The organism is Actinoplanes sp. NPDC051861, assembly GCF_040681145.1.
Taxonomy (GTDB): Bacteria; Actinomycetota; Actinomycetes; order Mycobacteriales; family Micromonosporaceae; genus Actinoplanes.
In genome coordinates, this window is record NZ_JBFAYE010000011.1 from 1 (window position 1) to 24,464 (window position 24,464).

The window sequence follows — 24,464 nt, forward strand, 5'->3', positions numbered from 1 at the left end:
TACTACAACACTGCACGCAGCCACTCAGCCCTCGGAGGACACCCACCGATCACTCGACTGGCCGTGTGAACAACGTCTTCGGTCACAACAGCTAGAGCGTATGGCCACCGGCCCCCACCCACCCTGTCAACAATCCGACGTGCCAACCTCGCGATCCGCGTTCATTCCCCGCGGATGACGTCAAATGATCAAGTTCGATGCGAAGATGGTGCCTCGTGCCGTTGGCGTGACGGCCGCACCCGTGTGCCCAGTCGCGCCCCGATCGACCACGGGGGTGGCCGGATGAGCTCCACGGAGCGGCCCGCCACAGCCGAGCCCCACCTGGTCCGCCCGCGCCTGAACGCCCTGCTCGACGAGAGTGCGCGGCACGCGGTGACCCTGATCCAGGCCGGGCCGGGCTGGGGAAAGACCACGCTCGCCGCCGACTGGGCCGGTGGCCGGCTCCACCCGGTGGCCTGGCTGACGCTGAGCCGCCGGCACGCGACCGTACCCGCCTTCTGCTCGGCTGTCGCGGCCGCGCTCAAGGCCGCGTTCCCGCAGCCCCCGGCGGCCGGGCGGTTCGGAGTCTCCGACGAGGCGGGGCTGCGCCGGCTCACCGCCGGATTCGGCAGCGCGGTGCCGATGGTCCTCGACGACCTGCACACGATCGCCGGCTCACCGGCCGTACGCGTACTCGCCGGGCTGGTCCGCCGCCGGCCGCCCGGCCTGCACCTCGTCCTGATCAGCCGCGACACGCCCGACCTGCCGCTACACATTCCCCGCTCGGCGGGCGGGCTGACCGTGATCGGCGCCGGCGACCTGCGTTTCGACGAGCCGGAAGCGGCCGCGTTGATCCCACTTCTGGCGCCCGCCACCGACGCGGCCGCCCTGGCCCGCCTCGCCGAGGGATGGCCGCTCGCCCTGCGCCTGGCCGCGGGCCAGCACGAGGCCATCGGCGACTACCTGGCCCGCGAGGTGATCGCCAAGCAGAGCACGGCGGTACGCCGGTTCCTGATGCGGACGAGCATCGTCGAGGAGGTGAGCCCCGGACTCGCCGACGCGCTGACCGGCTCCACCGGGAGCCGCCGGATCCTGGCGGCGCTCGACCGCAGCACCGGCCTGCTCAGCGGGGACCGCTATCACGGTGAGCTGCGGGCCGAGGCGCGCCGGATGCTGGAGCGCGAGGCGCCGGACCAGGTCACCGAACTGCACGCCCGGGCCGCCCGCTGGTACGCGGGCCGGCACATGGCCGCCGAGGCCCTGCGGCACGCGGCCGACGCCGAGGACTGGGACTTCGTGAGCCACCTGGTCGTCACGCTGGCGCCGGGGCTCAGCCTGTCGGCATACCGGCCCGTCTTCGCCGGCGCTCTGCGGCGGATACCGCCGGAGCTGATGCTCACCACCCCGGAGTTCATCGTCTGCGCCGCGATGCTGGTCGGGTTCGACGGCGACTTCCAGGAGGTGGGGATCCTGGTCGAGCGCGCCCGGCAACTGCTGGCCGGCCGCCCCGGGACCGAGCACCTGGCCGTCGCGAGCATGCTCGACGTCTTCGAGGCGGGTGCCGTGATGCGGATGACCGGCGACATGCCGGCCCTGGTCGCGGCCACCACCCGCATCCTCGACCGGATGCGCGACACCGATCCCCGTGTCCTGCCGATCGCGCCGCAGATCGCCGCCGTCGCAAAGATCATGAAAGGCATGGGCCTGATCTGGACCCTGCAGATCGAGGACGCCTACCGGCACCTGCGCGACGGCATGGCCGAGGCCCGGGAACTCGGCATGCCGCTCACCGCGGCCAACGCCGAGGGACATCTGGCGCTGCTCGCCTACTTCGACGGGTTCCTGAGCGAGGCCGAGCGGCTGGCGTGCGCGTCCTTTCAGCAGGCCGAGGAACTGGGCGCCACCGGCACCGTGCAGGCCACCGCCGCCTATCTCGCTCTCGCGCTGGTCGAGGTGGAACGCGACCGCCTCGCCGAGGCGCAGACCCTGCTCCGCAACGTCCGCCGCTCGGAGGCCGACCCGCCGGAGGCCACCTTCGCCGTCGTCGCCATGCTGATCCGCGTCCACATGGCGCTGGCGGCCGGCGACCACGCCGCTGCGACGTCCGCCCTGCGCCAGGCCCGCGCGGAGGCGGTCCCGTCACTGCGGGCGCCGCTGATCGCACGGTGGTTCGACGGCGTGCAGTGCGAGATCGACCTGCTCGCCGCCGCGCCGGCCCGGGTGGTGGAGAGACTCGGCGACGCCACCGCCCTGTCACCGCACGAGATGGTCGTTCTCGGGCGCGCACGCCTGGCCCTCGGCGATCAGGAGGGCGGCGAGGAACTGCTGACCCGCGCGACCATCGGCACCGGCCCGCTCGGCGCGGTCTCCGCCTGGATCGTCCTCGCGCTGTCGGCCGAGGCGCGCGGCGACACGGCCCGCGCCAAGGTTGCCGCGGCACGCGCCGCAGCACTGGCCGAGCCGGAGGGGATCACCCGGCACTTCCGGGTGCTCGGCGCCGAACACCTGCGCAACCCGAAGCCGGAGCAGACCCTCCCCGAGCCGCTGAGCGAACGCGAACTCGAGGTGCTGCGGTTCCTGCCGACAGTGCTCGCCGCCCACGAGATCGCCGACGAACTGGGCATCTCAGTCAACACCGTCAAGGCCCACATGAGGTCGATCTACCGGAAGCTGGGCGTGGCGCGACGGCGCGAGGCCGTCATCCGGGCCGGCGAGCTGGACCTGATCCAGTGAACGAGACGAGGACCGCGAGCGGCGCCGGTGTGATGCGGGCGATCGAGGGGCGTGCCCGGCAGCCGCTCTTTGACGACCCGCTCGCCGAACGGCTGCTCACCGGATGGCAGGCCACGATGGTGGCGAACCGGGTGCTGCGCGGCGCTTTCCTGCGACTCCTCAACCGGGCCGGGCCGGGCTTCTACGGTGCGGTCGTCTGCCGTACCCGATTGATCGACGACGCGTGCCGCGAAGCGCTCGCCGATGGACTCCGGCAGGTGGTGCTGCTCGGTGCGGGGATGGACACGCGGCCCTACCGGATGCCGGAGATGGCCGCGGCCCGGGTGTGGGAGCTGGACCTGCCGCCGGTGCAGGCCGAGAAGAAGGCAGCGCTGGCACGGGTGCTGCCGGCACCGCCGGGCCACGTCACGTACGCCCCGATCGACCTGACCACGCAGCGGCCGGCCGACGTCCTGACGGCTGCGGGCGCCGACCTCACCACGCCGGCGCTCGTGCTCTGCGAGGCGGTCTCCATGTATCTGCCGGGCAGTGCCGCCGACCGCCTCTTCGCGTACGCCGGCAGCCTTCCGCCGGGCAGCCGGTTCGTGCTGACCTATCTGCCGAGGACTGTCCAGGCCGATCCCCGCAACGCCGGCTGGGCACGGCGGCTGCACTGGCACACCGCCTTCGATCCGGCGGAGATCGCTCAGCGCTTTCAAGAGCAAGGCTTCAGCGTACGCGAGGACGCCGGCGCCGACGACTATCAGGAGCTCCTGCTGCGGCCGCTCGGCCGGTCGCTGGACGTGTTCCCGGGCGAGCGCGTGACAATCGCCGACCGCCCACCGTCCTGAGCGAACCCACTCGCCGCGCCGCGCGCCCTCCGTACACGATGGGCCTTTTGACCCTGACCGGGCGCCGCAATGACCTGCCACCGTGGGGGCAAGCGCGACTCTCGGAGGTGTTGAGAATGGACGTGGTGGGCAGTGCGGAAGCGCGTGACGCCCTGGAGTCGGCCGCTCGCGCCTCCCTGCGGGCGCCGTCGGTGTTCAACACCCAGCCGTGGCGCTGGCGGATCCGCGGGGACGTGCTCGAACTGACCTCCGAGCCGAGCCGCCGCCTGGGGGTGACCGACGCGGAGGGCCGGCTCCTGCTGCTCAGCTGTGGCGGCGCCCTGCACCACGCCCGGATCTCGCTGGCCGCCGCCGGTTGGGACTTCGAGGTGCAGCGCTTCCCCGACGACTGGCGCCCGGACCTGCTCGCGCGCCTCCGCGTGCTCGGCCGCGGCGAACCCGACCCGGTCGCGCGGAGTCTCGCCGCCGCGATCAGCCGGCGCCGCACCGACCGCCGGGCCTTCGGCGACCGCAGGGTCGAGGAGAAGACACTCACCCGGCTCAGCGAGCTCGTCGAGGCGGAGGGCGCCCGCCTGCACGTCGTGCCGGACGACCGGGTGCCCGAACTGGCCATCTCGGTCGACCTGGCCGCTGACGCCAACTACTTCGACCCGGCGCACCGCTCCGAACTCACCACGTGGACGCACCGTCCCGCCTGGACCGGGGACGGCGTGCCGCCCAACACCGCGGTCGGGCCGAGCCTGCGCCGCGTACCGGTCCGCAACTTCCTGCCGGACGGCTCCTCCGCCCTGCTCGCGGGCGCCGACCAGGACGAGGGCGCCACGTACGCCATCATCTTCGGCGCCTCGGACCGGCCCGCCGACCTGATCCGCGGCGGCGAGGCCATGTCCGCCCTGCTGCTGCGGGCCACCGCGGAGGGCCTGGCCACCGCACCGATCAGCGAGGCGGTCGAGGTGGCCTGGCCACGGTTGCTGCTCACGCGCCTGCTGCCGGACGCCGGCGAGCCCTACCTGATCGTGCGCCTCGGCTACGTGGAGTCGAACGAGCCCGTGCCACCGTCACCGCGCCGCCCACCCAGCGACGTCATCCTCACCGACGACTAACGTGATCGAGGTGAAGATCCAGGTCTTGGAGGGCGCCCTCACCGAAGCGCCCACGGCCGACGCGACCGGCATGGACCGCCGTGCGTTCGGCGAGATGGACGTCCTCGACCTGGCACCCGGGCGTAGCGCGGAACGAGCCGCCGCCGGGAAGCCCTGGACCACCGAACCGGCTTGATCGTGGACGTTGTCGTGGTGGGGGCGGGGATCGCCGGGCTCTCCTGCGCGCGGGCGCTGGCCGGCGCCGGTGCCCGGGTCCGTGTGGTCGAGCGGGGCCGGGTGGTCGGTGGCCGCCTGGCGAGCAAGCGCTACAACGGGCGCTACACCGATATCGGCGCCGCTTACCTGGTCGCCGACGACCCCGGTTTCGCCGCGCTGGTCGAGTCCTGGCGGGCCCGGGGAATCGCCCGGCCGTGGACGGACACGCTGCGCGTCTATCCCGGCGGCGCCGCGGTGGCCGGGCCGACGCGGTGGGCGGCGCCCGGCGGCCTGCGGTCGCTGGCCGCCGATCTCGCCGGCGGCCTCGACGTCCGGCTGTCCACCGAGCTCGACGCGATTCCCCAGGATGCCGACGCGGTCGTACTCGCCATGCCGGGTCCCCAGGCCCTGCGCCTGTCGCCGCCGCCCGCCGTGGCCGCGGCCGCCCGCGCCCAGACCTGGCGGCCGGTGATCGCCGCGGTGCTGACCTATCCCGCTCGCGAGTGGGGCGACCTGCGCGGCGCCTTCGTCAACGACCATCCCACCCTGGCCACCGTCTGCGACGACGGCGACCGCCGCGGCGACGGCGCACCCGTCCTGGTGGCGCACTCGACCGCCGCGCTGGCCGCCGAGCATCTGGACCGTCCCGAGGCCGCCGGTCCGGTCCTCGCCGGCGCCGTCGGTGATCTTCTCGGGTTGTCCGCCGAGCCCGAGATCGCCGTGCACCGCTGGACCTTCGCCCAGCCCGAACCGTCCGAATCCACCCACGCCGTGGACGGCCGCGTCTGGCTATGCGGCGACGCCTTCGGCCGCCCCCGCGTCCAGACCGCCTGGCTGTCCGGCCGCGCCGTGGCCCGGGCCCTGCTCAGCTGACCGTCTGAGGCCGCGCGTCGAACGACGCGCGCGCCTCGAAGACGCGGTCCATGTGCGCCTCCGCCCAGTTCTTGATCGCGACCATCACCGGGAACAGCTCGTGGCCGAGCGGGGTGAGCTCGTAGTCGACCCGGACCGGGACCGAGGCCGTGACCGTCCGGGTGATCAGTCCGTCGCGTTCCAGGGTCCGCAGGGTCTGGGTGAGCATCTTCTGACTGACGCCCGCGATGCGCTGAGCGAGCTCGCCGTGCCGTTTCGGGCCGTCGGCGAGCGCCGGGATGACCAGCGCGACCCATTTGTCGGTGAGCCTGGTCAGCAGCTCGCGCGTCGGGCAGCCGGCCAGGAACGCGTCGTAGTCACGTTTGGCCTGTTCACGGCGTTGCGCGGCGGTCGTTGTGGCCATTGTTGCCCTCCCCTGGTGCCCTAGGCACTCCAAGGTACCTACTTTCTCACGGTGCCCAGCAATCGTACGTTCGTGGTGATCGAGAAAGTCCCACGAAGGAGACGGCAATGCGCGCAGTCCGCTACTCAGAGTTCGGTGGCCCCGAGGTCCTGCACGTGGCCGAGGTGCCGGTGCCGGAGCCCGGTCCGGGGCAGATTCGGGTACGCGTCACCGCGTCCGTGCTGCACCCGGTCGACCTGATGGTCCGCTCCGGCCGGTTCCCCGCGCCGCTGCCGGCCGGCCTGCCCTACACACCCGGCTGGGACGTGGCCGGCACCGTCGACGCGGCCGGCCCGTCGGCCGGGCAGTTCACGGCCGGCGACGAGGTCGTCGGCTTCTCGCCGTGGCTGCGGACCACCACCGGCACCCACGCGGAGTACGTGGTCCTCGACGCCGCCTGGCTGGCCCTGGCGCCCACCGGCGTCCCGGCCACCGAGGCGGCGACCCTGCCGACCAACGGCCTCGCCGCCGCACAGGCCCTGGACCTGCTCGCGCTCCCGGCAGGCTCGTCGGTGCTCGTCACCGGCGCCGCCGGGCAGGTCGGCGGGTTCCTCCTGGCGCTGGCCCGGTCGGCCGGCCTGCACGCCACCGGGCTCGCCGGTGCCGGCGACCGCGAGTTCGTCGAGTCGCTGGGCGCCACGTTCCTGGCCCGCTCCGAGACGCCTACCGGTACCTACGACGCGGTCGTCGACCTCGCGGTGGCCGGCCCGTCGCTGCTGAACCTGGTCCGCGACGGTGGCGGCTGGGTGGCCGCGTCCCCGCCGCTCCGCCCGGAACCGGTGCGCGGCATCCGCACGTTCGCGCTGGAGGTTCTGCCCGACGGGTCCCGGCTCAGCGAACTCGTCAAGCTCGTCACCAGCGGCGACATCCCGCTCCGCGTCGCCGGCGTGTACCCCTTCGCGGACGCGGCGGCCGCACACGACCGGCTGGCCTCGGGCGGCGTACGCGGCGGCGTCGTCATCGTCCCCTGAACCGGGGTCGACGGCGGGCACGTGTTGACGACAAACTGTCCACCGTGGACGAGACGAACTTCGATCCGGCGATCGACACCTCGGTGCCGCACTCGGCTCGAATTTGGAACTACTGGCTGGGCGGCAAGGACAACTTCGCGGTCGACCGGGCGGCCGGCGAGCAGTATCGCCAGGTCTTCCCGGGCGTCGTCGACGTGGCCCGGGCGTCCCGGCAGTTCCTGACCCGCACGATCGAATACCTGGCCGGTGAGGCCGGTGTCCGCCAGTTCCTCGACGTCGGCACCGGCCTGCCGACCGCCGACAACACGCACCAGGTCGCGCAGCGCGTCGCTCCGGAGAGCCGTGTCGTGTACGTCGACAACGACCCGATGGTGCTGGCACACGCCCGTGCGCTGCTCACCGGCACACCGGAGGGCGTCACCCAGTACATCGACGCCGACCTGCGCGAACCGGCGGCCATCTTCGCCGAGGCCCGCAAGATCCTGGACTTCGACCGGCCGGTCGCGCTGATCCTCAGCGGCGTGCTCGGGCACGTGGACGACACCGACCGGGCCCGCGCGATCATCCGCGAACTGCTCGATCCCCTGCCGCCCGGCAGCTACCTGTCGTTGAACGACGGCACGAGCGTCGTCAGCGCCGCCATCCAGGAGGCCCAGGACGACTACAACGAGACCGGCGCGATGCCGTACAAGCTGCGCAGCCCGGAGGAGATCGCCTCCTTCTTCGACGGCCTCGAACTGGTCGAGCCCGGCGTGGTCCCCTGTCCTCGCTGGCACACCGACGACCGGGTCGACACTCCGCTGGACATCGACGCCTTCGGAGGTGTGGGCCGCAAACCCTAGCGCTCCACCGCGAGCCGGACGCCCAGCGCGATCAGGATCCCGCCCGTCGCCGCGTCGATGCGCCGCCGCAGGCTGCCGCGCTGCCGGAGCCATGTCCCGATGCGTCCGGCGAAGACACCCAGCGCGCCGTCGATCACGAATTCCAGAAGGATGAGAACGGCGCCGAGTGCGGCGAACTGAACCCCGATCGAACCGCGTGCCGGATCGACGAACTGGGGCAGGAACGCCACTGAGAAGGCAATCATCTTGGGATTCGTCAGATTGGTCAAAACCCCGATTGCGTACGCGCGGCGCCCCGAGATCCTCGCGTCCTGACCGACCGCGACGGTGAGGTCGCCGCGCCGGCGGATCATCTGCACGCCCAGCCAAGTGAGGTACACAGCGCCCACGATCCGCAGCACGGTGAACGCCGCGGGCACCGCCGTGAACAGCGCGCTGAGCCCGGCGGCCGCGACGAGCACGTGAATCGCCTCGCTGGTGGCGATCCCGGCCGTGGCCAGCAGCCCGGCGCGCGGACCGCCCCGCATCCCGGAGCTGAGCACGAACAACATGTCCGGCCCGGGCGCGAGCGTCGCGACGACGGTGGCCACGGCGAAGGCGGCGAGCAGGTGCGGGTCAAGAGGCACCCGCCCAACCTGACACGGCACCAAGAACAAGATCAATGCGTGCTCGTATCGCTGAGCATAGGGTTTGCTTATGCTCGACCCACGACGCCTGCGCCTGCTCCGGGATGTCGCGGTCACCGGGACCATCGCCGGAGCCGCCGCCCGGGCCGGCTGCACCGCCGCCGCAGCCTCACAACAGTTGTCGGCACTCGAGCGGGACGTCGGCACACCTCTGCTCGAACGGCTGGCGCGCAGCGTGCGGCTCACCGAGGCCGGCCGGGTCCTCGCCGAGCACGCCGATCCGGTGCTGGCCTCGCTCGCCGAGGCCGAACGCGCGGTGCGGACCGTGGCGGGGCTGCGTGGCGGGACGGTGCGGGTCGCCGCGTTCGCCACCGCCGGCACGAGTTTCGCGATACCGGCCCTGACCGCGTTCCGGCGCCGCTGTCCCGGTGTCGAGCTGCACTTCGCCGAACTCGAGTCCGACCAGTCGCTGCCCCTGGTTCGCGCCGGTGAGATCGACCTCGCCGTCACCCACGATTACGCGCCACTGTCCCGGCCCGACCTGCGGGGCCTGACTCAGCGGCCGCTCTACCGCGAACCGATGCTGCTCGCCGTACCCAAGAAAAGCCTTTCTCCCGGGAATCCGCAGCCGGTGTCGCTGACCGATTTCGCCGGCCGGGACTGGGTGGCCGCACTGACCAGCACCGGCTTCCAGGCAGCGACCGAGATGGCCTGCCGGGCCGCCGGCTTCGAACCCCGGATCAGCGTTCGCGTGCACAGCTACCAGATGGTGCTCGCCATGGTCGCGGCCGGATTCGGGGTGTCGCTGGTGCCGCAACTGGCCGCCGTGCCGCAGCGTGGTCTCGCCTACCTGCCGATCTCTCACCCGCAGGGGCTGGCGCGGCAGATCCACGCCACCACCCGCACCGGCGATCGCTCCCCCGCCGTCCAGCATCTGCTGCGCTGCATCGCCGAGGCTCTGGGAAAGCGGGCCGGGCCATAGACTGGCCGGATGATCGACTTTCGCACCGCGGTGGAAGCCCGCGATCCCGACGCCATCGCCGCGACCCTCGCCGATGACGTGGTGTTCCGCAGCCCGGTGGCGTTCAAGCCCTATCCGGGCAAGGCGATCACGGCGGCCATCCTGCGCGGCGTGCTGCGGGTCTTCGAGGATTTTCGGTACGTGCGGGAGCTCAGCGGCGACGGCGGCAGCGACCACGCGCTGGTGTTCGAGGCCCGGATCGGTGACGTGGCCGTCGAGGGCTGTGACTTCCTGCACCTGAACGCGGACGGCCTGATCGACGAGTTCACGGTGATGGTCCGCCCGCTCTCCGCCGCGCAGACGCTGGCCGCCGCGATGGCCGATCAGTTCGAGCAGATCCAGCGCGAGGCCATGGCCGGCTGAGACCCGGTCGCTGCAAAACACTTACGTTTCCGCGCCCGCGGCCGAACATGAGGGCACCTGACCGGATCCTCTGCGCAAGGTGTCTCCCATGAATACTGCCGTCTCTGCTGCCACCGAGCTGCCGGCCGTCGGCACGTCGATGTACCTCGTTCTCGGCGAGGGTGTGAACTTCCGCTCGCGCCTGGAGTCGATCGACGGCGCGACCTTCACCGTCGGCGCCCCGCTCGAGACGAACGGTCCCGCTGAGCTGCAGCCCGGACAGCATTTCGACGTCTTCTGGGCGCCGCCGCGTACCCGCATCGTGCTCCCTTCACGCCTGGTCGCCATGTCCGCCGGCGGCCCGTTCCGCTGGACGCTCGCGCCGACCGGAAACCCGGTCCAGAGCAACCGCCGGGAGTACGTGCGCGGCGGAGGCGGCGCGGCCGTCCGCCTCACGGCCGGCGGCCCCGCGATCGAGGGCGCCCTGCTGGACATCAGCGAGGGTGGCCTGCGCTGCTGGGTCGACGTGCCGACGGCGCTCGCCCCCGGCGACCCGATGGACGCCACCGTCTCCCTCGGCGCCGCGGGCGACGTCGCCGTCAGCGGCACGGTCCTCACGGTCCGCGAGGCACCGCACGGCGACCCCGGCCAGCACATCGTGCTGACCTTCGACGTGGGCGAGAGCCTCGCCCAGATGATCCGCCTCTACGTCATGAACTGGGAGATCAACGAACGCCGCCTGCGCCAGGAATCCTGAATGGATCCTCGCCGGCCCCTGTGATGGGATACGCCGGTGCTGGAGATGCTGTGGGAGCCGGACGACCCTCACCACACTCTCGACCGCCGGTTCGGCTTCACCGACGAGGAGTCGGCGGGACGCTGGGTCGCCGCGATGCTGGACGAGCACTGGGGCGTTCGCGTCGACTCCTGCGACCGGATCGTGATGAGCTCCGGCAACGCGCTGGCATGGGTCGGCACGCCGTCCGGCCGGCTGCTCGCGAAGTGGTCGGTGGTGCCCGAGCGCTTCCACCGGCTCGCACGGACGGCGCGCCTCACCAACTGGCTCCACGGCCGAGGGCTGCCGGTCTCGGCACCGGCGCCCGCTCGTGACGGCCGCCTCCAGGTCGAAGCCGGCCGCGTCTCGATGGGCCTGCAGCGCGAGATCGTGGGCGAGCTCCTCGACACGACCGACCTCGATCAGGTACGGATGGCCGGAGCCGCGCTCGCCCGGTTGCAGGACGCGCTGGCCGCGTACCCGGACGCCGATCAGCTCCCCACCTTCGCCGTACCCGCCAAGCCCCTGACGGCCCGGATCACCGGCTGGCTCGGCACCAGCGCCGGTCATGTCCCGGTGACCGCCCGTGAGACGCTGCGCGGGCTGCTCGCCGGCGCACCGCCCGACCGGCCCGCCCGCCAGCTCGTCCACTTCGACTTCCGCTCCGCCAACATCCTGTGCGCCCGCGGCGAGATCACCGCGATCATCGACTTCGAGGAGGCCCAGCCCGAGCACCGGCTCGTCGAGCTGGCCCGCGCGGCGGTCCTGCTCGGCACCCGGTACCACGACTGGGGCCCGGTGCCGCCCGAGGTCCACGCGGCATTCCTCACCGGTTACCGGTCCGAGCGCCCGCTGACCCCGGCCGAGGAGGTCTGGCTGGACATCCTCCTGCTCTGGCAGGCCCTGGCGATGGTCCCGCCCGGCGACGACCCGACCGGCTGGGGCCGGTCAGCCGTCTCCCGGGCGCTCGCTCTCCGGGGCAGCTGACGCCGGGACGGCCTACACCAGGCGGATGGCCAGCTCGATGCGCCAGCGGGTCTTCATCCGTTCGGTACGCGGATCCGACAGGTACTCCTCGTAGCGGCACCCGAAGGCGTCACCGGCCGGGTCCTCGGCCACGTCCAGCTCCAGCCCGTTGGCACGGGCCCAGTCGATGAGCGTGCCGTTGGCCCGCCGCCCGTGGTTGACGTACGTCAGCGCGGCGTAGCGGCCCTCCGGGAGCACTCCCGCACGCACCCGGCCGTCACCGGTGACCGGCTCGCCGTCGGGGGTGAGCACGCCGACCTCGACGTCCATCGGCCCGGCCATGTCCACCACGTGCAGCCGGAAGAACGTGTTGCCCTGCGCAACGCCCCGCTCGTCCAGCCAGGCGTACAGCTCCGCCATCAGCTCGTCGCGCACGGCGAACATCCCGCGGAACGGCGTCACCACCCGGATGCCCGCGTAGTCGCGTGCGGACTTGGTCACGACTCCGGGTCCCGCGATGGTCTCCACCGGGTCATTCAAGCAGAGCGCCACTCCCGCGGGGACATGCCGTACGCGGCCCGGAACGCCTTGCTGAAGTGGGCCGCGTCGGCGAAACCCCACCGGCGCGCCACCGCCGCCACCGTGAGTCCGGTGAGCGCGGAGCTGCGCAGGTCACGGCGGGCGCCCTCGAGCCGCTGGTCGCGGACCCACGAGCCGAAGCGGATGCCGGAGCGCTGCAGGACCCGGTGCAGGTAGCGGACGGAGATGTGCTGACGGGCGGCGACGCCGGCCGGGGACAGGTCCGGGTCGGTAAGGTGGGCGCGGATGTCGGCCAGGACGCGGGTGGCCAGCGTGCCCTCGAGGGGTGCGCGGCTGAGCCGGTGGGCGCCGAGCTGGACGGTGAGCACGGCGCGGATCAGTTCGAGCGTGGGCGCGGTGACGGCTGCCGCGGCCACGCCGTCGCGGATCAGCGGGTCGCCGGCCAGCCGGGTCAGGTACGAGGCGGTGAGCGCGGCCAGCGGGTTGCCGGCGCCGATCGTCACGGCGGTGGCCGAGCGCAACGCGGCGTCGGGGAGGGCGAGCGCGGCGCGCGGGACGCGGAAGAAGGTGGCGTCGATGCCGTCGTCGAAGAGCAGGGTGTACGGCGACGCCGTGTCGTAGACGGCGAACTCACCGGGACGCAGGAGCGCCTCCCGGCCGTGCTGCACGACGAGGCTGCTGCCGGTGCGCTGCAGCCCGAGGAAGACCATCGGTTCGGTGTCCTCACGTGCCAGCCGCGCGGTACGCCGTACCGTGGTCGCGGTTGCCCTGGTCGTGCACACGCCGACATCGCCGCACTGGCCGAGCGCGAGCGAGACCGACAGCTCGGGGGCGGCGAGGTGGTGCGCGATGTCGACCCGGACGACACTCCCCCAGACCAGGTCCCGGACCGCCTCCACCCGGTCGCCGGGCGCCAGCGCGGTGGTGTCGAGCGTCGCCTGCACGAGATCACGGTGGCATGCCGCGTCGTGCGGGCACAACCGGGCGGTCCCGCACGCACATGAGATGTGCGCTGTGCACCAACTCCGCGCCCCTACGCTCCCGGCATGACCTTGCAGACCGACCTCGCGCAGATCGAGGCCGCCAACGTGAGCGGCAGGCCGCCCGTCGTCTTCATCCACGGGCTGTGGCTGCTGCCCTCCAGCTGGCAACGCTGGGCCGATGTCTTCGCCGCCGCCGGATACGCCCCCGTCGTGCCCGGCTGGCCGGACGACCCGGACACCGTCGAGGAGGCGAACGCGCACCCGGAGGTGTTCGCCCGCAAGAGCGTCGGGCAGGTAGCCGACCACTTCGCCGACCTGATCGGCAGGCTGGACCGGGCGCCGGCGGTGGTCGGGCACTCGTTCGGTGGCCTGCTCACCCAGATCCTGGCGGGCCGTGGACTGTCCGCGGCGTCGGTGGCGATCGACCCGGCGCCGTTCCGGGGCGTGCTGCCGCTGCCGATCTCGGCGCTGCGGGTGGCGAGTGTGGTGATCGGCAACCCGGCCAACTACCACCGGGCGGTGCCGCTCACCTACGAGCAGTTCCGGTACGGCTTCGCGAACGCCGTCAGCGAGGAGGAGGCCCGCGAGCTGTACGCGACGTACGCGGTGCCGGCGTCGGGTGAGCCGCTGTTCCAGGCGGCCACGGCGAACCTGAACCCGTGGACGGAGGCGAAGGTCGACACCGGCAACCCCGAGCGCGGGCCGCTTCTGATCATCTCGGGCGAGAGGGACCACACGGTGCCGTGGTCGATCGCCAACGCCTCCTACAAGCAGCAGAGGGACAACGCCGGCGTCACCGAGATCGTCGAGATCAAGGACCGTGGTCATTCGCTGACCATCGACAACGGGTGGCGGGAGGTCTGCGACACCGCGCTGACGTTCGTCGAACGCTTCCGCTGAGGTGGTGGTCAAGGACACATCAGGTAAGGCCCGAAAGCTGATCCGGGACTGACAGCGAGACTTCTAGACTCGGCCGTCCGTCAAGATCAGGATCGGAGTCCGATGTTCTCCCGCACCACCGCCGACCCGTCCCTTCTGCGCGGCCTCACCCAGCGACGTCTCGGCCGCCGCGACGCTCTCCGTCTCGGCGGTCTCTCCGCGCTCGGCGCCGCCCTGGCCGCCTGCGGGGTCGAGGGGAAGGGCGCGCCGGCGGCGAGCCTGGACGGCAGCACGATCGCGACGTTCTGGAACGGCAAGGCTCAGAACGGCCGGGTCGACTTCGCGAACTGGCCGCTCTACATGGACCCGGAGCGGCCCGAGCTGACCAGGTTCACCGAGCGGACCGGCATCACGGTGAACTACGACGAGGTCATCCAGGAGATGGGTCCGTGGTTCGCCAAGGTGCAGCCGCAGCTGTCGGCGAAGCAGCCGATCGGGTACGACCTCATGGTGATCACCAACGGGATCCAGTTCGGCCAGTTCCGGTCGGCCGGGTTCCTGGCGCCGCTCGATCACGCCCGGCTGCCCAACTTCACGAAGAACGCCGCGGCGAAGTACAGCCAGGAGGCGTTCGACCCGGGCAACGTGTTCAGCGTGCCGTGGGCGTCCGGGATCACCGGTATCGCGTACGACCCGGAGAAGGTGAAGCGGCCGATCACGAAGCTGGCCGACCTGTGGGACCCGGAGTTCAAGGGCAAGGTCGGCATGATGTCGGACGTCACCGAGCTGGCGAACTTCGGGCTGCTGGCGACCGGGAGCGTGCCCGCCGAGTCCGGCGAGGCCGAGTGGAGGAAGGCGGCCGCCAAGCTCAAGCAGCAGCGGGACGCCGGGATCGTGCGCAAGTACTACCAGCAGGAGTACGTCGACGCGCTCGGCAAGGGCGAGGTGTGGATCACCCAGGCCTGGTCGGGTGACATCTTCCAGAAGAACCTCTCGGAGGGCACGAACCTCAAGTTCGTGATCCCCGAGGAGGGCGGAACGATCTGGACCGACAACTTCGCCATCCCGGTCACCGCCGCGAACCCGGTCGACGCCATCATGCTGATGGACTTCTTCTACGAGGTGGAGAACGCGGCCTCGCTCGCCGAGTACATCAACTACGTCTGCCCGGTCCCGGCGGCGCGCGAGAAGACGACGGTCGCCGACAACGAGCTCGTCTTCCCGAGCGACGCCGACTACGCGAAGCTGCACTACTACGTCGACTTCAATACGGCTGAGGAACAGCAGGATTTCTCGAAGATTTTCGATCCGATCGTGCTCGGGTAATAGTCAAATGGGTCAATGACCCGCAGACGTTCTCTCCTCGCCGGCAGCGGCGGCCTGCTGATGCTCGCCGCCGCTCCCGGGACCGCGGAAGCAGCGACCACCACCATCGCTCAGAACGAGGCGCAGGGCGCGGCTCGCGCCTCGGCGATCACCCAGGGCACCAGCCTGGTCCACGCCGACCTGCACAACCACACCCTCATGTCGGACGGCGACGGCGACCCGGCCCGCGCCTTCGAGTCGATGCGCGCGGCCGGCCTCGACGTGGCCGCCCTGACCGACCACACCACCCTGTTCGCCATCGAGGGCCTGTCGTCCTCCGAGTGGAACCGCACCGGCCAGCTCGCCGACGCCGCCAACGTGCCGGGCGTCTACACCGCCCTGCGCGGCTTCGAGTGGTCGCACCCGCTGCTCGGCCACGTCAACGTCTGGTACACCGGGAGCTTCACCGACCTCGGCGGCTCCAGCAGCATGAACCGGCTCTACGACTGGCTCGGCCGGACCGGCGGCATCGGCGGCTTCAACCACCCGGGCCGGGAGATCCTGCGGTTCAACAACTTCGCCTACAACGCCGCCCTGCGCGAGCAGATGGTCGGCCTGGAGATGTTCAACCGGGGCGACGACTACCTGTTCGACGGCTGGTCGAGCGGCCAGACCTCACCGCTGACCGCATGCCTGAACGCGGGCTGGCGCACCGGGCTGACCGGTGTCACCGACGAGCACGGCACCGAGTGGGGTTACCCGGAGGGCAAGGGCCGCACCGGCGTGTGGGCCGTGGAGAACACCCGCAACGGGGTGCTGGCGGCACTGCGGGACCGCCGGTTCTTCGCGACACGGGTCAGCGGTCTGCGTCTGGACGCGACGGCTTCCGGCGTACGCATGGGCGGCAGCCTGCCCTTCGCCAAGGGTGACGTGCGCTTCGTGGTCGACCTCGACCGCGGCCCGGAGTGGGCCGGCAAGCCGCTGAACATCCAGGTCCTGCGCCCCGGCACCGCCGCACCCGCGGTCGCCGACGTGATCGAGACGCAGGCCGGGCGGATCACCGAGTTCACCGTACCGCTCGACGCCGAGGACGGTTCCTGGGTCGTGCTGCGCGTCTCCGACCCCACCCAGGCGAACGCGTCACCCGGCCCGTCCGGTCACCCGTGCAACGACTGGGGTGTCGCGTACTCGAGCCCGTGGTGGCTGACCGCCTGACCCATCGGCCCCGGGCGGCCGAAGAAGTAGCCCTGCGCCAGGCGCACACCGGTCTCCAGCAGGACCTCGACCTCCTCGGCGGTCTCCACTCCCTCGGCGATCACCGTGGTGTCCAGGGAGGCGGCGAACGCGGCCATCGCCGCCATCAGGGCCCGGCGCGCCGGGTCCTGATCGGCGCGGTCGACGATGGCCCGGTCGAGCTTGATGATGTCCGGGCGCAGCCGCAGGATGTGCTGCATGGTCGCGTACCCGGCGCCCGCGTCGTCGACGGCGAGGCGGGCGCCGCGTGATCGGAGCTGCTCGACCACGCCGGTGATCGCGGTGTAGTCGTCGACCACGGCATGCTCGGTGAGCTCGACGACGATGCGCGACGCGTGGTGGCCGAGGCCGTCGAGCAGGGCCAGGAAGCGGGGGTCGAGCATGGTGCCGGGCGCCACGTTGACCGACAGGTAGGCGCTGTCCGGCAGCTCCGGCAGCCGTTCGAACGCGGCGGCGACGGCGCGCAACTCCAGCTCCGGGCCGAGACCGGCCTCCCACGCCTCGTCGAACCAGACGTTCGGCGGCCGGTAGGGCTCGCCCGGGAACCGGGACAGCGCCTCGACCCCGGCGAGCCGGCGGCCGGTGATGTCCACGATCGGCTGGAAGACGACCTCCACACCGGCGTCGTCGCGCAACAGCCCGCTGATCCGCTTCCGCAGCATCTCCTGCCGGGCGCTGTGCCCGCGCCGGTCGGCGGTCGCGTCCAGGTAGTAGCGGACCAGGCGCACCTGCAGCACGGCCAGCAACGGCAGCCAGCAGACCGCCACGACGGCGAGCCACTCGTCGGGCTCGGCCGCCGCGCCGTCGAGCACGACGTCCTCCCACTCCCAGATCGACGTGATCATGGTGAGCAGCATGCTGACGCCGAGCACCACGATGACGGCGGCGATCAGCCGGCGGGTCGCCAGATCTTCCGGGGGCCTGCGCACGGGATTGCTTTTCGGCACCCGCGGCGGCCGCTTGAGGCCACGGATCATCCGGCGGTCTCCGAGCTTTCCGGGCCTTCCCAGCCTTCCGGGTCTTCCGGGCCTTCCGGGCCTTCCGGCACGAAGGCGCGGGCCAGCGCGGTGCGCAGGGCGGGCCAGGCGGGTGCGGCGGCCGCGGTGCCGGGGATCGCGGCCACCTGGGCGGTCGCCCTCACCGCGGCGAGCGTCATCAGGACCGCACCACGAAGATCAACCCCCATTGCGTACGAGGGAAGCAGCTCATTCGCCAGCGCGACGATGTCCTCGTGCACCGTGGTGAGGGTGGCGGCGAGCAACCGGGCCGTCTCGGGGTCGGTCCGGGCGAGCGTGAACACCTCGTGGACCACGGCGATGACCGGCCGCTGGTGTGCCTGCCACAGCGCGTCGAGCAGCCGGTGCAGCCGCTCCCGCTCGGTGCCGCCGGTGATCGAGGCGGCCCGCAGATCGGCCACGAACTGGTCCATCACCTGAATGATCGTGGCGTCGACCAGCAGCGCCTTCGTCGGGAAGTAGTGCTGCTGCGCGCCCTGGCTGACCCCGGCCCGCTGGGCGACCCCGCGCGTGGTGGTGGCCGCGATGCCGACCTCGACGAGGCTCTGCAGAGTGGCGTCGAGCAGAGCGCTGACCGTGGCGGTGCGGCGCTCGGCCTGACTGCGGCGGGTGGTGGTCGGCACCGGACAAGTGTGCCTGGCATTTACAAGTCGTGCGACTTGTTTCTAAGGTGTGGGCGTTCACCCGTACATCTGAGGAGTGCCATGTCGGCAGGAGCGGGACGCGCCCGGCAGAACGAGATCTACCGGGCCGGCGTGATCGGCCGCAGGCCGGCGGTTCCCACCGACTTCGCCGAGCTCGAACGCCGGGCCCGCAAAGCCTCCTCCGCGAAGGCCTGGGCCTACGTCGCCGGCGGTGCCGGACTCGGCCGCACCATGCGCAACAACCGCGAGGCCTTCGACCGGTGGGCAATCGTGCCGCGGATGCTGCGCGGCGCCGCCGAGCGCGACCTCTCCCGCGAGCTGCTCGGCACCCGGCTGCCCGCGCCGGTGCTGCTCGCCCCGGTCGGCGCCGGGCAACTCGTCGACCTCGACGCCGACCTGCACACCGCCCGCGCGGCGGCGGCCACCGGCATCCCCTACGTCTTCACCAACCAGGGCGGCACCCCGATGGAGCAGGCCGCCGCCGCGATGGGCGACAGCCCGCGCTGGTTCCAGCTCTACTGGAGCACCGACGAGGGCCTGGTCGACAGCCTGATCCGGCGAGCCGAGGCGATCGGCGCCGGTGCCCTGGTGATCACCCTGGACACGACCGTGCTGGGCTGGCGGCCGCAGGACCTCAACCTCGGCTCGCTGCCGTTCGCGCAGGGCCTGGGCATCGGCCAGTACACCTCCGACCCCCGGTTCCTCGAACTCGCCGACGCCCGCCCGGCCTCGACCGGCCCGCGCCCGCAGGTCACCCTCGCGGCGATCCGCTCACTGCTCTCGATCGTCCGCAACCACCCCGGCTCGTTCTGGGCGAACCTGCGCTCACCGCGGCCCCGCGCGTCGGTCGAGACGTTCCTCGACATCTACTCCAACCCGCGGCTGAGCTGGGACCACATCGCCACGGTCCGGGACCGCACCCGGCTGCCGGTGGTGCTCAAGGGCATCCTGCACCCGGACGACGCCCGCCGCGCCTTCGATCTGGGCGTGGACGCCGTGGTGGTCTCCAACCACGGCGGCCGGCAGGTCGACGGCGCGATCGCCGCACTCGACGCCCTGGTCGCGGTCCGCGAGGCCGTCGGGCCGGACCGGACCGTGCTGATGGACAGCGGCATCCGCAGCGGCGCCGACGTGTTCACCGCGATCGCGCTCGGCGCCGACGCGGTGCTGCTCGGCCGCCCCTACCTGTACGGGATGGCGATCGCCGGGCAGGCCGGTGTCGAGCAGGTGATCGCCAACGTGATCGCCGAGCTGGACCTGACCATGGCGCTCACCGGGGTCAGCGACCTGGCCGGCATCACGCGGGAGATGCTTTGTGACAGAACCGCCAGGCCAGCGTGAAGCCGTTCTCCGCGGGCCCGAGGAAGTACTCCCAGGCGAACGTGCCACCCATGTACGGCCCGATCTCGGCGAACACCGCCCGGCCCTCCGCCGGGCGGTTCGACAGGAAGTAGTACAGGGCCAGCCAGTTCCGCATGGTCATCGGGCGGCCGGGACCGTGCGTGTGCGCCCCGGCCCGCCACTTGGCCGTGCACGCGTCGAGTTCGGCCTGGACCTCGGGCCGCTGGAAGTACATGGCGACGTCCGCGAGGGACTGCGCGGTCGCCTTGTTCCAGCTGAACTCGCGCATCGCGTACTCGAAGTGGGCCAGGAACGGCATCATCACCGCGGTCGCGCCGGGCGGGGCGGCGGCCGAGACCTGGCGGGCGACCGAGAACATCTGCTCGTGGGAGCCGTACCATTTCTGGCAGTAGATGCTCACCAGCGTGACGTTCAGATCGAAGTTGAACGGGTCCCGGCGCCGGGCCTCGGCCAGCGTCTCGGCGAACTCCTGGCTGTCCCCCCGGCCGTCGGCGAACATCGAGTCCAGCAGCTCGATCCAGGGCCCCGGGTCGTCCGGCCCGGCCAGCGCGATCGCCCGGCGGCTGACCTGGGCGGCCGCGTCGGAGAGCGCCGCGAACGCCTGGAACTGTTCCCGGCTGGTCTGAGCCGCCGGCGCCGAGCCGCGCGCCTCGCCGGCCCGCATGTTCAGCAGCAGGGCCTGCATCAGCACCGCGTCGGGGTCGTCCGGCGCGGCCCGCAGCCAGGCGTAGAGCCAGGATTCGTTCTCCGTCGCCCGTCCGGCGAGCAGGGTCCGCCGGCGGCCGCGCAGCTCCCAGTTGTTCCCGGCGGCGGCCACGACGTCGCGGGCCGCGGTCCAGTCGCCGGTGTCCACCCGGGCCATGGCGTCGCGCAGCGCGTGGTCGTCCAGCGCCGGGTTTGTGTCGAACGGCGGCGGGCCCGCGGGCTGTGCGGGCTCCTTGCGGAACAGGCGCGAGAACATCGCAAGATCATAGGTCCTGGTCAGGCGGACTCGCGCAGCACCAGGGAAGGTTGGAAGATCACCGAGCGGGGCAGCCGGTCCGGCTCGTCGATCTGGGCGATCAGCAGCTGGGCCATCTCGGCGGCCATCTCCTCGACCGGCTGGCGGACCGTCGTCAGCGGCGGCCGGCACTCCAGCGCCGCGCTGCTGTCGTCGAAGCCAATCACCGCGACGTCGCCGGGCACCCGCCGGCCGCGGTCCTGCACCGCGCGCAGCGCACCCTCGGCCATCAGGTCGCTGGCCACGAACAGGCCGTCCACGTCGGGGTGCTCGTCGAGCAGCCGGTGCGCGGCGGCCTCGCCACCGGCGCGGGTGAAGTCGGCGATGACCGCGGGCACATCCCGCCCGGCCAGCGCGGCCCGGAAGCCTTCGAGCCGCTCGGCGCTCGCCGGGATGTCCTGCGGGCCGGCGATCGTGGCAGGCTTGGCGCAGCCGCGGGCGAGCAGGTGCTCGGCGGCGAGCCGGGCGCCGAGCCGCTGGTCGACGTCGACGAAACTGACCGACACCGGGCCGGCCGGCCGGGACGACTGCACCGCCGGGATGCCGAGCGCGTACACCTGACGGGGCAGCGGGTCGTGCTCGTTGCTGCTGATCAGAAGCACCCCGTCGACGTGGCCCTGCCCCAGGTAGCGGATCACCTGGTGATGGTCGGCCGAGTCGGTGGGCACCACGACCAGGTGCACGTCGTGCGGGCGCAGCGCACCGGTGGCGCCCGCGGTGATCCGCCCGAAGTACGGATCGGTGAAGATCCGATTCAGGAACGAGTGGTCGTCGGGCCGGTCAGGTTCGCTGATCACCAGGGCGACCGAGTTCGAGCGGCGGGTCACCAGGCTGCGGGCGGCGACGTTCGGCACGTACCCGGTCTCGGCGATCGCCCGCTGCACCGCGGCCCGGATCTCCGGCGCCACCGACGCCGCACCGTTGATCACCCGGGACACGGTGGCCCGGGAGACGCCGGCCGTCGCGGCCACGTCATCCATCGTGGGCTGCTGCCCGCCGCGACCGGGTCGAGAGATCATCGCGTATGTCTTACCACGCCCACCCACCCCAGGTCGCCCTGAACCCCCTCCCCACACCCGCGCGCCGTCACTCCATTGCGTGTGAAGTTCGGGTGCGCAGCGGGGCCAAACTCCACACGCAAGCCGTGACACGACGACGCGTGTGAAGTTGAGGTGCGCAGCGCGGCCGAACCCCACACGGAAGGGGTGGCACGACGTTGCGTGTGGATTTGGGGTGCGGAGGGGGGCCGAACTTCACACGGAAGGGGTGGGGGTTACGCGGGGGTGGGGTGGGTTGGGAAGGTTATGACCATGGCTACGCCGGGGGTGCGGGGTTCGGCGACGGCCTGGCCGCCGTGTGCGGTGGCGAGTTGGCGGACGATCCAGAGGCCCAGGCCGACGCCGTCCTTGCTGCCGACGGCGAACTGGCCGAACAGGTTCTGCCGCAGGGTGTCCGGGATGCCGGGGCCGTGGTCGCGGACCTCGAGGCGGTCGAAGTCGCCGTCGCGGGTGAAGCTGACGACCACGGGCGGGCGGCCGTAGCGCAGCGCGTTGTTGACGAGGTTGAGCAGGATCTGTTCGAAGCGCTGCCGGTCCAGGTGGACGGTGAGTTCCGGGTCGACGTCGGCGGTCACGTCGGCGTCCGGGCGGACGTATCGGAGCGCGTCCTCCACCAGCGTTTTCGCCGGGAGCGTCTCGCGGTCCAGCTTCAGATGCCCGGAGTTGTCGATGCGCTGCAGGTCGAGCAGGCCGTCGGCGAGCCGGGCGATGCGGGCGGTCTGGCGCAGGGCGGCGTCGAGCATGCTTACGCCCTGCCCGCTGTTGTCCTCCTTCAGCTCCTCGAGCACGCCGCGGATGGTGCTGAGCGGGGCGCGTACGTCGTGGGCCAGGGTGTTGACCATGGCGACCCGCCACTGCTCGATGCGGGCCAGCCGTTCGCGGTCGTCACGCAGGTGCCGGGTCTGCACCTCGATGAGCAGTGCGACGGTGAGCGCGATCGGCATGAGGACGGTGGCGCTGCCGAGCACCATCCGCGGCTGGTGGGTGAGGATCAGCGGCACCAGGTAGGCGGCGGTGGCGGGGACCAGGAAGGCGAGCAGGATCCAGCGGGGGAAGTGCAGGGCGGCCCAGGCGTACAGCAGGACGAGGAACGGGCCGGTGCCGGCCGCCACCCCGCCGAACGACCAGGTGGACAGGCCGATCACCGCGAATCCGGCCAGGCCGATCGCGGCCGGGGCGTAACGTCCGGTACGCCCCCAGGGGAACAGGAACGCGACCGCCGCCAGCACCAGGTCGCAGAGGGCGACCGTCACCAGCCGGTCGGTGTGCTGCGGGTCGTTGACCATGCCGAGCAGGGCCAGCAGGCCGGCGACCACGATGAGTACGCCGGCCTGCCGGGCCGCTGCTCGGGGCCCGGTACCGAGAAGCCGAAAGGGTCTCTTAAGCACCGTTAGAGCAGCATATAGGGATTTGTCAGGGTCGGCCGTTGGTCCCGCACTTGATGATCGGGCGGATGCAGTCGTTGACGCGGCGCGCCATCTCCTCCACCGGCCAGGCGTTGAAGAAGTCGCCGTGCATCGTGAAGCCGCGCCCGGAGGCCAGCCTCAGCCGTGCCGGGTCGCCGTTCACCGGGTACCGCATGACCTGCCGCAGCTTCGGTACCACGACCGGGTGGCTGGCCGGGCAGGCGTTGCCCACCGGGTACGCCATGTGGCTCTTGTGGTCCGCCGAGTCCAGGTTCCGCCCGTCCCAGCAGTGCGGGAAGTCGAGGTACGACTCCAGCATCGTGCCGCTCGGGCAGTTCACGAAGTCCGGCGACGACCCGACGTGCCCGGCGTGCAGGCAGGACCACCGGGAGATGGTGTTGTCGGCCGGGCCGGTGGCCTTCGCGTTGCCGGCCACGATGCGCAGGCCCAGCGGCAGCGGCTGGGTCTGTGCGATCAGGTCGTCGCGGACGCCCTCACCCAGGTAGTAGAAGATGCCGGTGACCGGCTCCACCGCGACGTCGTTCTGGTAGAGGGTGGGAATCCAGTACGACGACTTGTCCACCGACGGGTTGCAGTTGCTGTTCGCGTTGAGCAGCGAGTCGACCGTGCTGAACGCGTTGACCCCGGCCGCGCCGAAGAAGCTGTGCATGTGCGAGGCGCCGGGCAGGTTCGGGAAGATGATCGGGTCGTCCGGCAGCCGGTGGCTGAACGGGCAGTCGGCCAGGAACTCGGCCACCCGCACCGCTCCCGGCGGGATCGTCGGCGTGGTCGTGCCGCCGCCGGTGCCGAACACCTGGAACTCGGTGAGCGACACACCCCACTGGGTGGCCCGAACCGTCGTCTCCAGCCGCACGTAACGACCGGTGCCGCTGACCGTCAGCGTCTGGTCGCCGCCGGTGCCGTTCGTGGTGCTGTAGACGGTGGTCCACGACGAGCCGTTGGCCGAGACCCGCAGGCTGAAGGACCGGGCGTACGCGGCCTCCCAGTCGAGTCTCACCGAGGTGATCGTGGCGCTCGCTCCGAGGTCGACCTGGAGCCATTGTGGGTCGCTGAACGCGCTGGACCAGCGAGTTCCGCCGTTGCCGTCGACGGCGTTGGAGGCGGGGAAGGCGGCCGACTCGGTGGACGAGGCGGTGGCCGTCTTCCCCTGGGAGATCAGGGAGTCGGCGGCGCTCGCCTGGTTGGCGACGGCGAGCACGAAGGTGGCAAGGACAACGGCGACGGTGCCGGCCAGGAGGGGACGTTTTCTCACGGTGGATGAGCCTTTCGTCCGGTGGGGGGAAGGGAGGACTGCGTGA

At 71.9% G+C, this 24,464-nt stretch carries 25 protein-coding genes; 15 read left to right on the top strand and 10 right to left on the bottom strand.

Features of this window, described 5'->3' with window-relative positions:
- Nucleotides 1–282: 282 nt before the first annotated feature.
- The 5 genes from AB0M02_RS26270 to AB0M02_RS26290 all read left to right on the top strand — a co-directional run bounded on the left by AB0M02_RS26270 (nt 283) and on the right by AB0M02_RS26290 (nt 5,713).
- Nucleotides 283–2,712: a LuxR C-terminal-related transcriptional regulator gene (locus tag AB0M02_RS26270; protein ID WP_364231090.1), complete on the top strand. Its 2,430-nt coding sequence runs from the start codon at nt 283–285 to the stop codon at nt 2,710–2,712.
- On the top strand, nt 2,709–3,542 hold the full coding sequence (locus tag AB0M02_RS26275; RefSeq protein ID WP_364231093.1) for an SAM-dependent methyltransferase: 834 nt from the start codon (nt 2,709–2,711) through the stop codon (nt 3,540–3,542). The genes AB0M02_RS26270 and AB0M02_RS26275 overlap by 4 nt, the downstream gene beginning before the upstream one ends.
- Before the next feature lie 116 nt (nt 3,543–3,658).
- Complete coding sequence (locus AB0M02_RS26280; RefSeq protein WP_364231095.1) at nt 3,659–4,645, top strand: nitroreductase; 987 nt, start codon at nt 3,659–3,661, stop codon at nt 4,643–4,645.
- A 10-nt stretch (nt 4,646–4,655) separates the two neighbouring features.
- Nucleotides 4,656–4,820 (top strand): hypothetical protein, encoded by a 165-nt coding sequence (locus AB0M02_RS26285; RefSeq protein WP_364231097.1) that lies wholly within the window; start codon nt 4,656–4,658, stop codon nt 4,818–4,820.
- A gap of 2 nt (nt 4,821–4,822) precedes the next feature.
- The gene (locus tag AB0M02_RS26290; protein WP_364231632.1) at nt 4,823–5,713 is read left to right on the top strand and encodes an FAD-dependent oxidoreductase; all 891 of its coding nucleotides are present in this window, start codon (nt 4,823–4,825) and stop codon (nt 5,711–5,713) included.
- Here the strand turns inward: AB0M02_RS26290 and AB0M02_RS26295 are convergent.
- On the bottom strand, nt 5,706–6,116 hold the full coding sequence (locus AB0M02_RS26295; protein ID WP_364231099.1) for a helix-turn-helix domain-containing protein: 411 nt from the start codon (nt 6,114–6,116) through the stop codon (nt 5,706–5,708). The genes AB0M02_RS26290 and AB0M02_RS26295 overlap by 8 nt on opposite strands.
- Before the next feature lie 107 nt (nt 6,117–6,223).
- On the opposite strand from AB0M02_RS26295, the gene AB0M02_RS26300 reads away from it, so the two are divergent.
- Complete coding sequence (locus AB0M02_RS26300; RefSeq protein WP_364231101.1) at nt 6,224–7,126, top strand: NADP-dependent oxidoreductase; 903 nt, start codon at nt 6,224–6,226, stop codon at nt 7,124–7,126.
- Nucleotides 7,127–7,170: 44 nt separating this feature from the next.
- A complete protein-coding gene (locus AB0M02_RS26305; RefSeq protein ID WP_364231104.1) occupies nt 7,171–7,968 on the top strand; it encodes an SAM-dependent methyltransferase in 798 nt (265 codons plus the stop codon).
- Here the strand turns inward: AB0M02_RS26305 and AB0M02_RS26310 are convergent.
- The gene (locus tag AB0M02_RS26310; protein ID WP_364231106.1) at nt 7,965–8,558 is read right to left on the bottom strand and encodes a LysE family translocator; all 594 of its coding nucleotides are present in this window, start codon (nt 8,556–8,558) and stop codon (nt 7,965–7,967) included. The genes AB0M02_RS26305 and AB0M02_RS26310 overlap by 4 nt on opposite strands.
- 106 nt (nt 8,559–8,664) lie before the next feature.
- Here AB0M02_RS26310 and AB0M02_RS26315 point away from each other — a divergent pair, with 106 nt between their 5' ends.
- From AB0M02_RS26315 to AB0M02_RS26330, 4 genes are all read left to right on the top strand, one after another.
- Nucleotides 8,665–9,576 carry a LysR substrate-binding domain-containing protein gene (locus AB0M02_RS26315; RefSeq protein WP_364231109.1) on the top strand — a complete coding sequence of 304 codons (912 nt, stop codon included), beginning with the start codon at nt 8,665–8,667 and terminating at the stop codon, nt 9,574–9,576.
- A gap of 9 nt (nt 9,577–9,585) precedes the next feature.
- Nucleotides 9,586–9,978, top strand: coding sequence for a nuclear transport factor 2 family protein (locus AB0M02_RS26320; RefSeq protein ID WP_364231110.1), 393 nt, complete (start codon nt 9,586–9,588; stop codon nt 9,976–9,978).
- An 88-nt stretch (nt 9,979–10,066) separates the two neighbouring features.
- Complete coding sequence (locus tag AB0M02_RS26325; protein ID WP_364231112.1) at nt 10,067–10,714, top strand: PilZ domain-containing protein; 648 nt, start codon at nt 10,067–10,069, stop codon at nt 10,712–10,714.
- Nucleotides 10,715–10,759: 45 nt separating this feature from the next.
- Nucleotides 10,760–11,719 carry a phosphotransferase gene (locus tag AB0M02_RS26330; RefSeq protein ID WP_364231634.1) on the top strand — a complete coding sequence of 320 codons (960 nt, stop codon included), beginning with the start codon at nt 10,760–10,762 and terminating at the stop codon, nt 11,717–11,719.
- 12 nt (nt 11,720–11,731) lie between these two features.
- Here the strand turns inward: AB0M02_RS26330 and AB0M02_RS26335 are convergent, their stop codons facing one another.
- Both AB0M02_RS26335 and AB0M02_RS26340 read right to left on the bottom strand, forming a co-directional pair.
- Nucleotides 11,732–12,226, bottom strand: a complete 495-nt coding sequence (locus AB0M02_RS26335; RefSeq protein ID WP_364231114.1) for a GyrI-like domain-containing protein — start codon at nt 12,224–12,226, stop codon at nt 11,732–11,734.
- 8 nt (nt 12,227–12,234) lie between these two features.
- The gene (locus AB0M02_RS26340; RefSeq protein ID WP_364231116.1) at nt 12,235–13,182 is read right to left on the bottom strand and encodes a helix-turn-helix domain-containing protein; all 948 of its coding nucleotides are present in this window, start codon (nt 13,180–13,182) and stop codon (nt 12,235–12,237) included.
- A gap of 102 nt (nt 13,183–13,284) precedes the next feature.
- On the opposite strand from AB0M02_RS26340, the gene AB0M02_RS26345 reads away from it, so the two are divergent.
- The 3 genes from AB0M02_RS26345 (at nt 13,285) to AB0M02_RS26355 (ending at nt 16,620) form a co-directional block, all read left to right on the top strand.
- Nucleotides 13,285–14,121 carry an alpha/beta hydrolase gene (locus tag AB0M02_RS26345; RefSeq protein WP_364231119.1) on the top strand — a complete coding sequence of 279 codons (837 nt, stop codon included), beginning with the start codon at nt 13,285–13,287 and terminating at the stop codon, nt 14,119–14,121.
- A 102-nt stretch (nt 14,122–14,223) separates the two neighbouring features.
- Nucleotides 14,224–15,426, top strand: coding sequence for a spermidine/putrescine ABC transporter substrate-binding protein (locus tag AB0M02_RS26350; protein WP_364231122.1), 1,203 nt, complete (start codon nt 14,224–14,226; stop codon nt 15,424–15,426).
- Nucleotides 15,427–15,441: 15 nt separating this feature from the next.
- On the top strand, nt 15,442–16,620 hold the full coding sequence (locus AB0M02_RS26355) for a CehA/McbA family metallohydrolase (RefSeq protein ID WP_364231124.1): 1,179 nt from the start codon (nt 15,442–15,444) through the stop codon (nt 16,618–16,620).
- Here the strand turns inward: AB0M02_RS26355 and AB0M02_RS26360 are convergent.
- Entirely contained in the window at nt 16,563–17,588 is a 1,026-nt protein-coding gene (locus AB0M02_RS26360) for an EAL domain-containing protein (RefSeq protein WP_364231127.1), read from the bottom strand. The genes AB0M02_RS26355 and AB0M02_RS26360 overlap by 58 nt on opposite strands.
- A gap of 44 nt (nt 17,589–17,632) precedes the next feature.
- Nucleotides 17,633–18,298, bottom strand: a complete 666-nt coding sequence (locus tag AB0M02_RS26365) for a TetR family transcriptional regulator (RefSeq protein WP_364231129.1) — start codon at nt 18,296–18,298, stop codon at nt 17,633–17,635.
- A gap of 81 nt (nt 18,299–18,379) precedes the next feature.
- Here AB0M02_RS26365 and AB0M02_RS26370 point away from each other — a divergent pair, with 81 nt between their 5' ends.
- Nucleotides 18,380–19,660 (top strand): alpha-hydroxy-acid oxidizing protein, encoded by a 1,281-nt coding sequence (locus AB0M02_RS26370; protein WP_364231131.1) that lies wholly within the window; start codon nt 18,380–18,382, stop codon nt 19,658–19,660.
- Here AB0M02_RS26370 and AB0M02_RS26375 read toward each other — a convergent pair.
- The 4 genes from AB0M02_RS26375 to AB0M02_RS26390 form a co-directional block, all read right to left on the bottom strand.
- The gene (locus AB0M02_RS26375; protein WP_364231133.1) at nt 19,617–20,642 is read right to left on the bottom strand and encodes a hypothetical protein; all 1,026 of its coding nucleotides are present in this window, start codon (nt 20,640–20,642) and stop codon (nt 19,617–19,619) included. The two genes, AB0M02_RS26370 and AB0M02_RS26375, sit on opposite strands and share 44 nt — an antisense overlap.
- Nucleotides 20,643–20,662: 20 nt before the next feature.
- Nucleotides 20,663–21,700, bottom strand: a complete 1,038-nt coding sequence (locus tag AB0M02_RS26380) for a LacI family DNA-binding transcriptional regulator (RefSeq protein ID WP_364231135.1) — start codon at nt 21,698–21,700, stop codon at nt 20,663–20,665.
- Between the two features lie 254 nt (nt 21,701–21,954).
- Complete coding sequence (locus AB0M02_RS26385) at nt 21,955–23,127, bottom strand: HAMP domain-containing sensor histidine kinase (RefSeq protein WP_364231137.1); 1,173 nt, start codon at nt 23,125–23,127, stop codon at nt 21,955–21,957.
- Nucleotides 23,128–23,152: 25 nt separating this feature from the next.
- Entirely contained in the window at nt 23,153–24,418 is a 1,266-nt protein-coding gene (locus tag AB0M02_RS26390) for a DUF1996 domain-containing protein (protein WP_364231139.1), read from the bottom strand.
- Between the last annotated feature and the right edge of the window lie 46 nt (nt 24,419–24,464).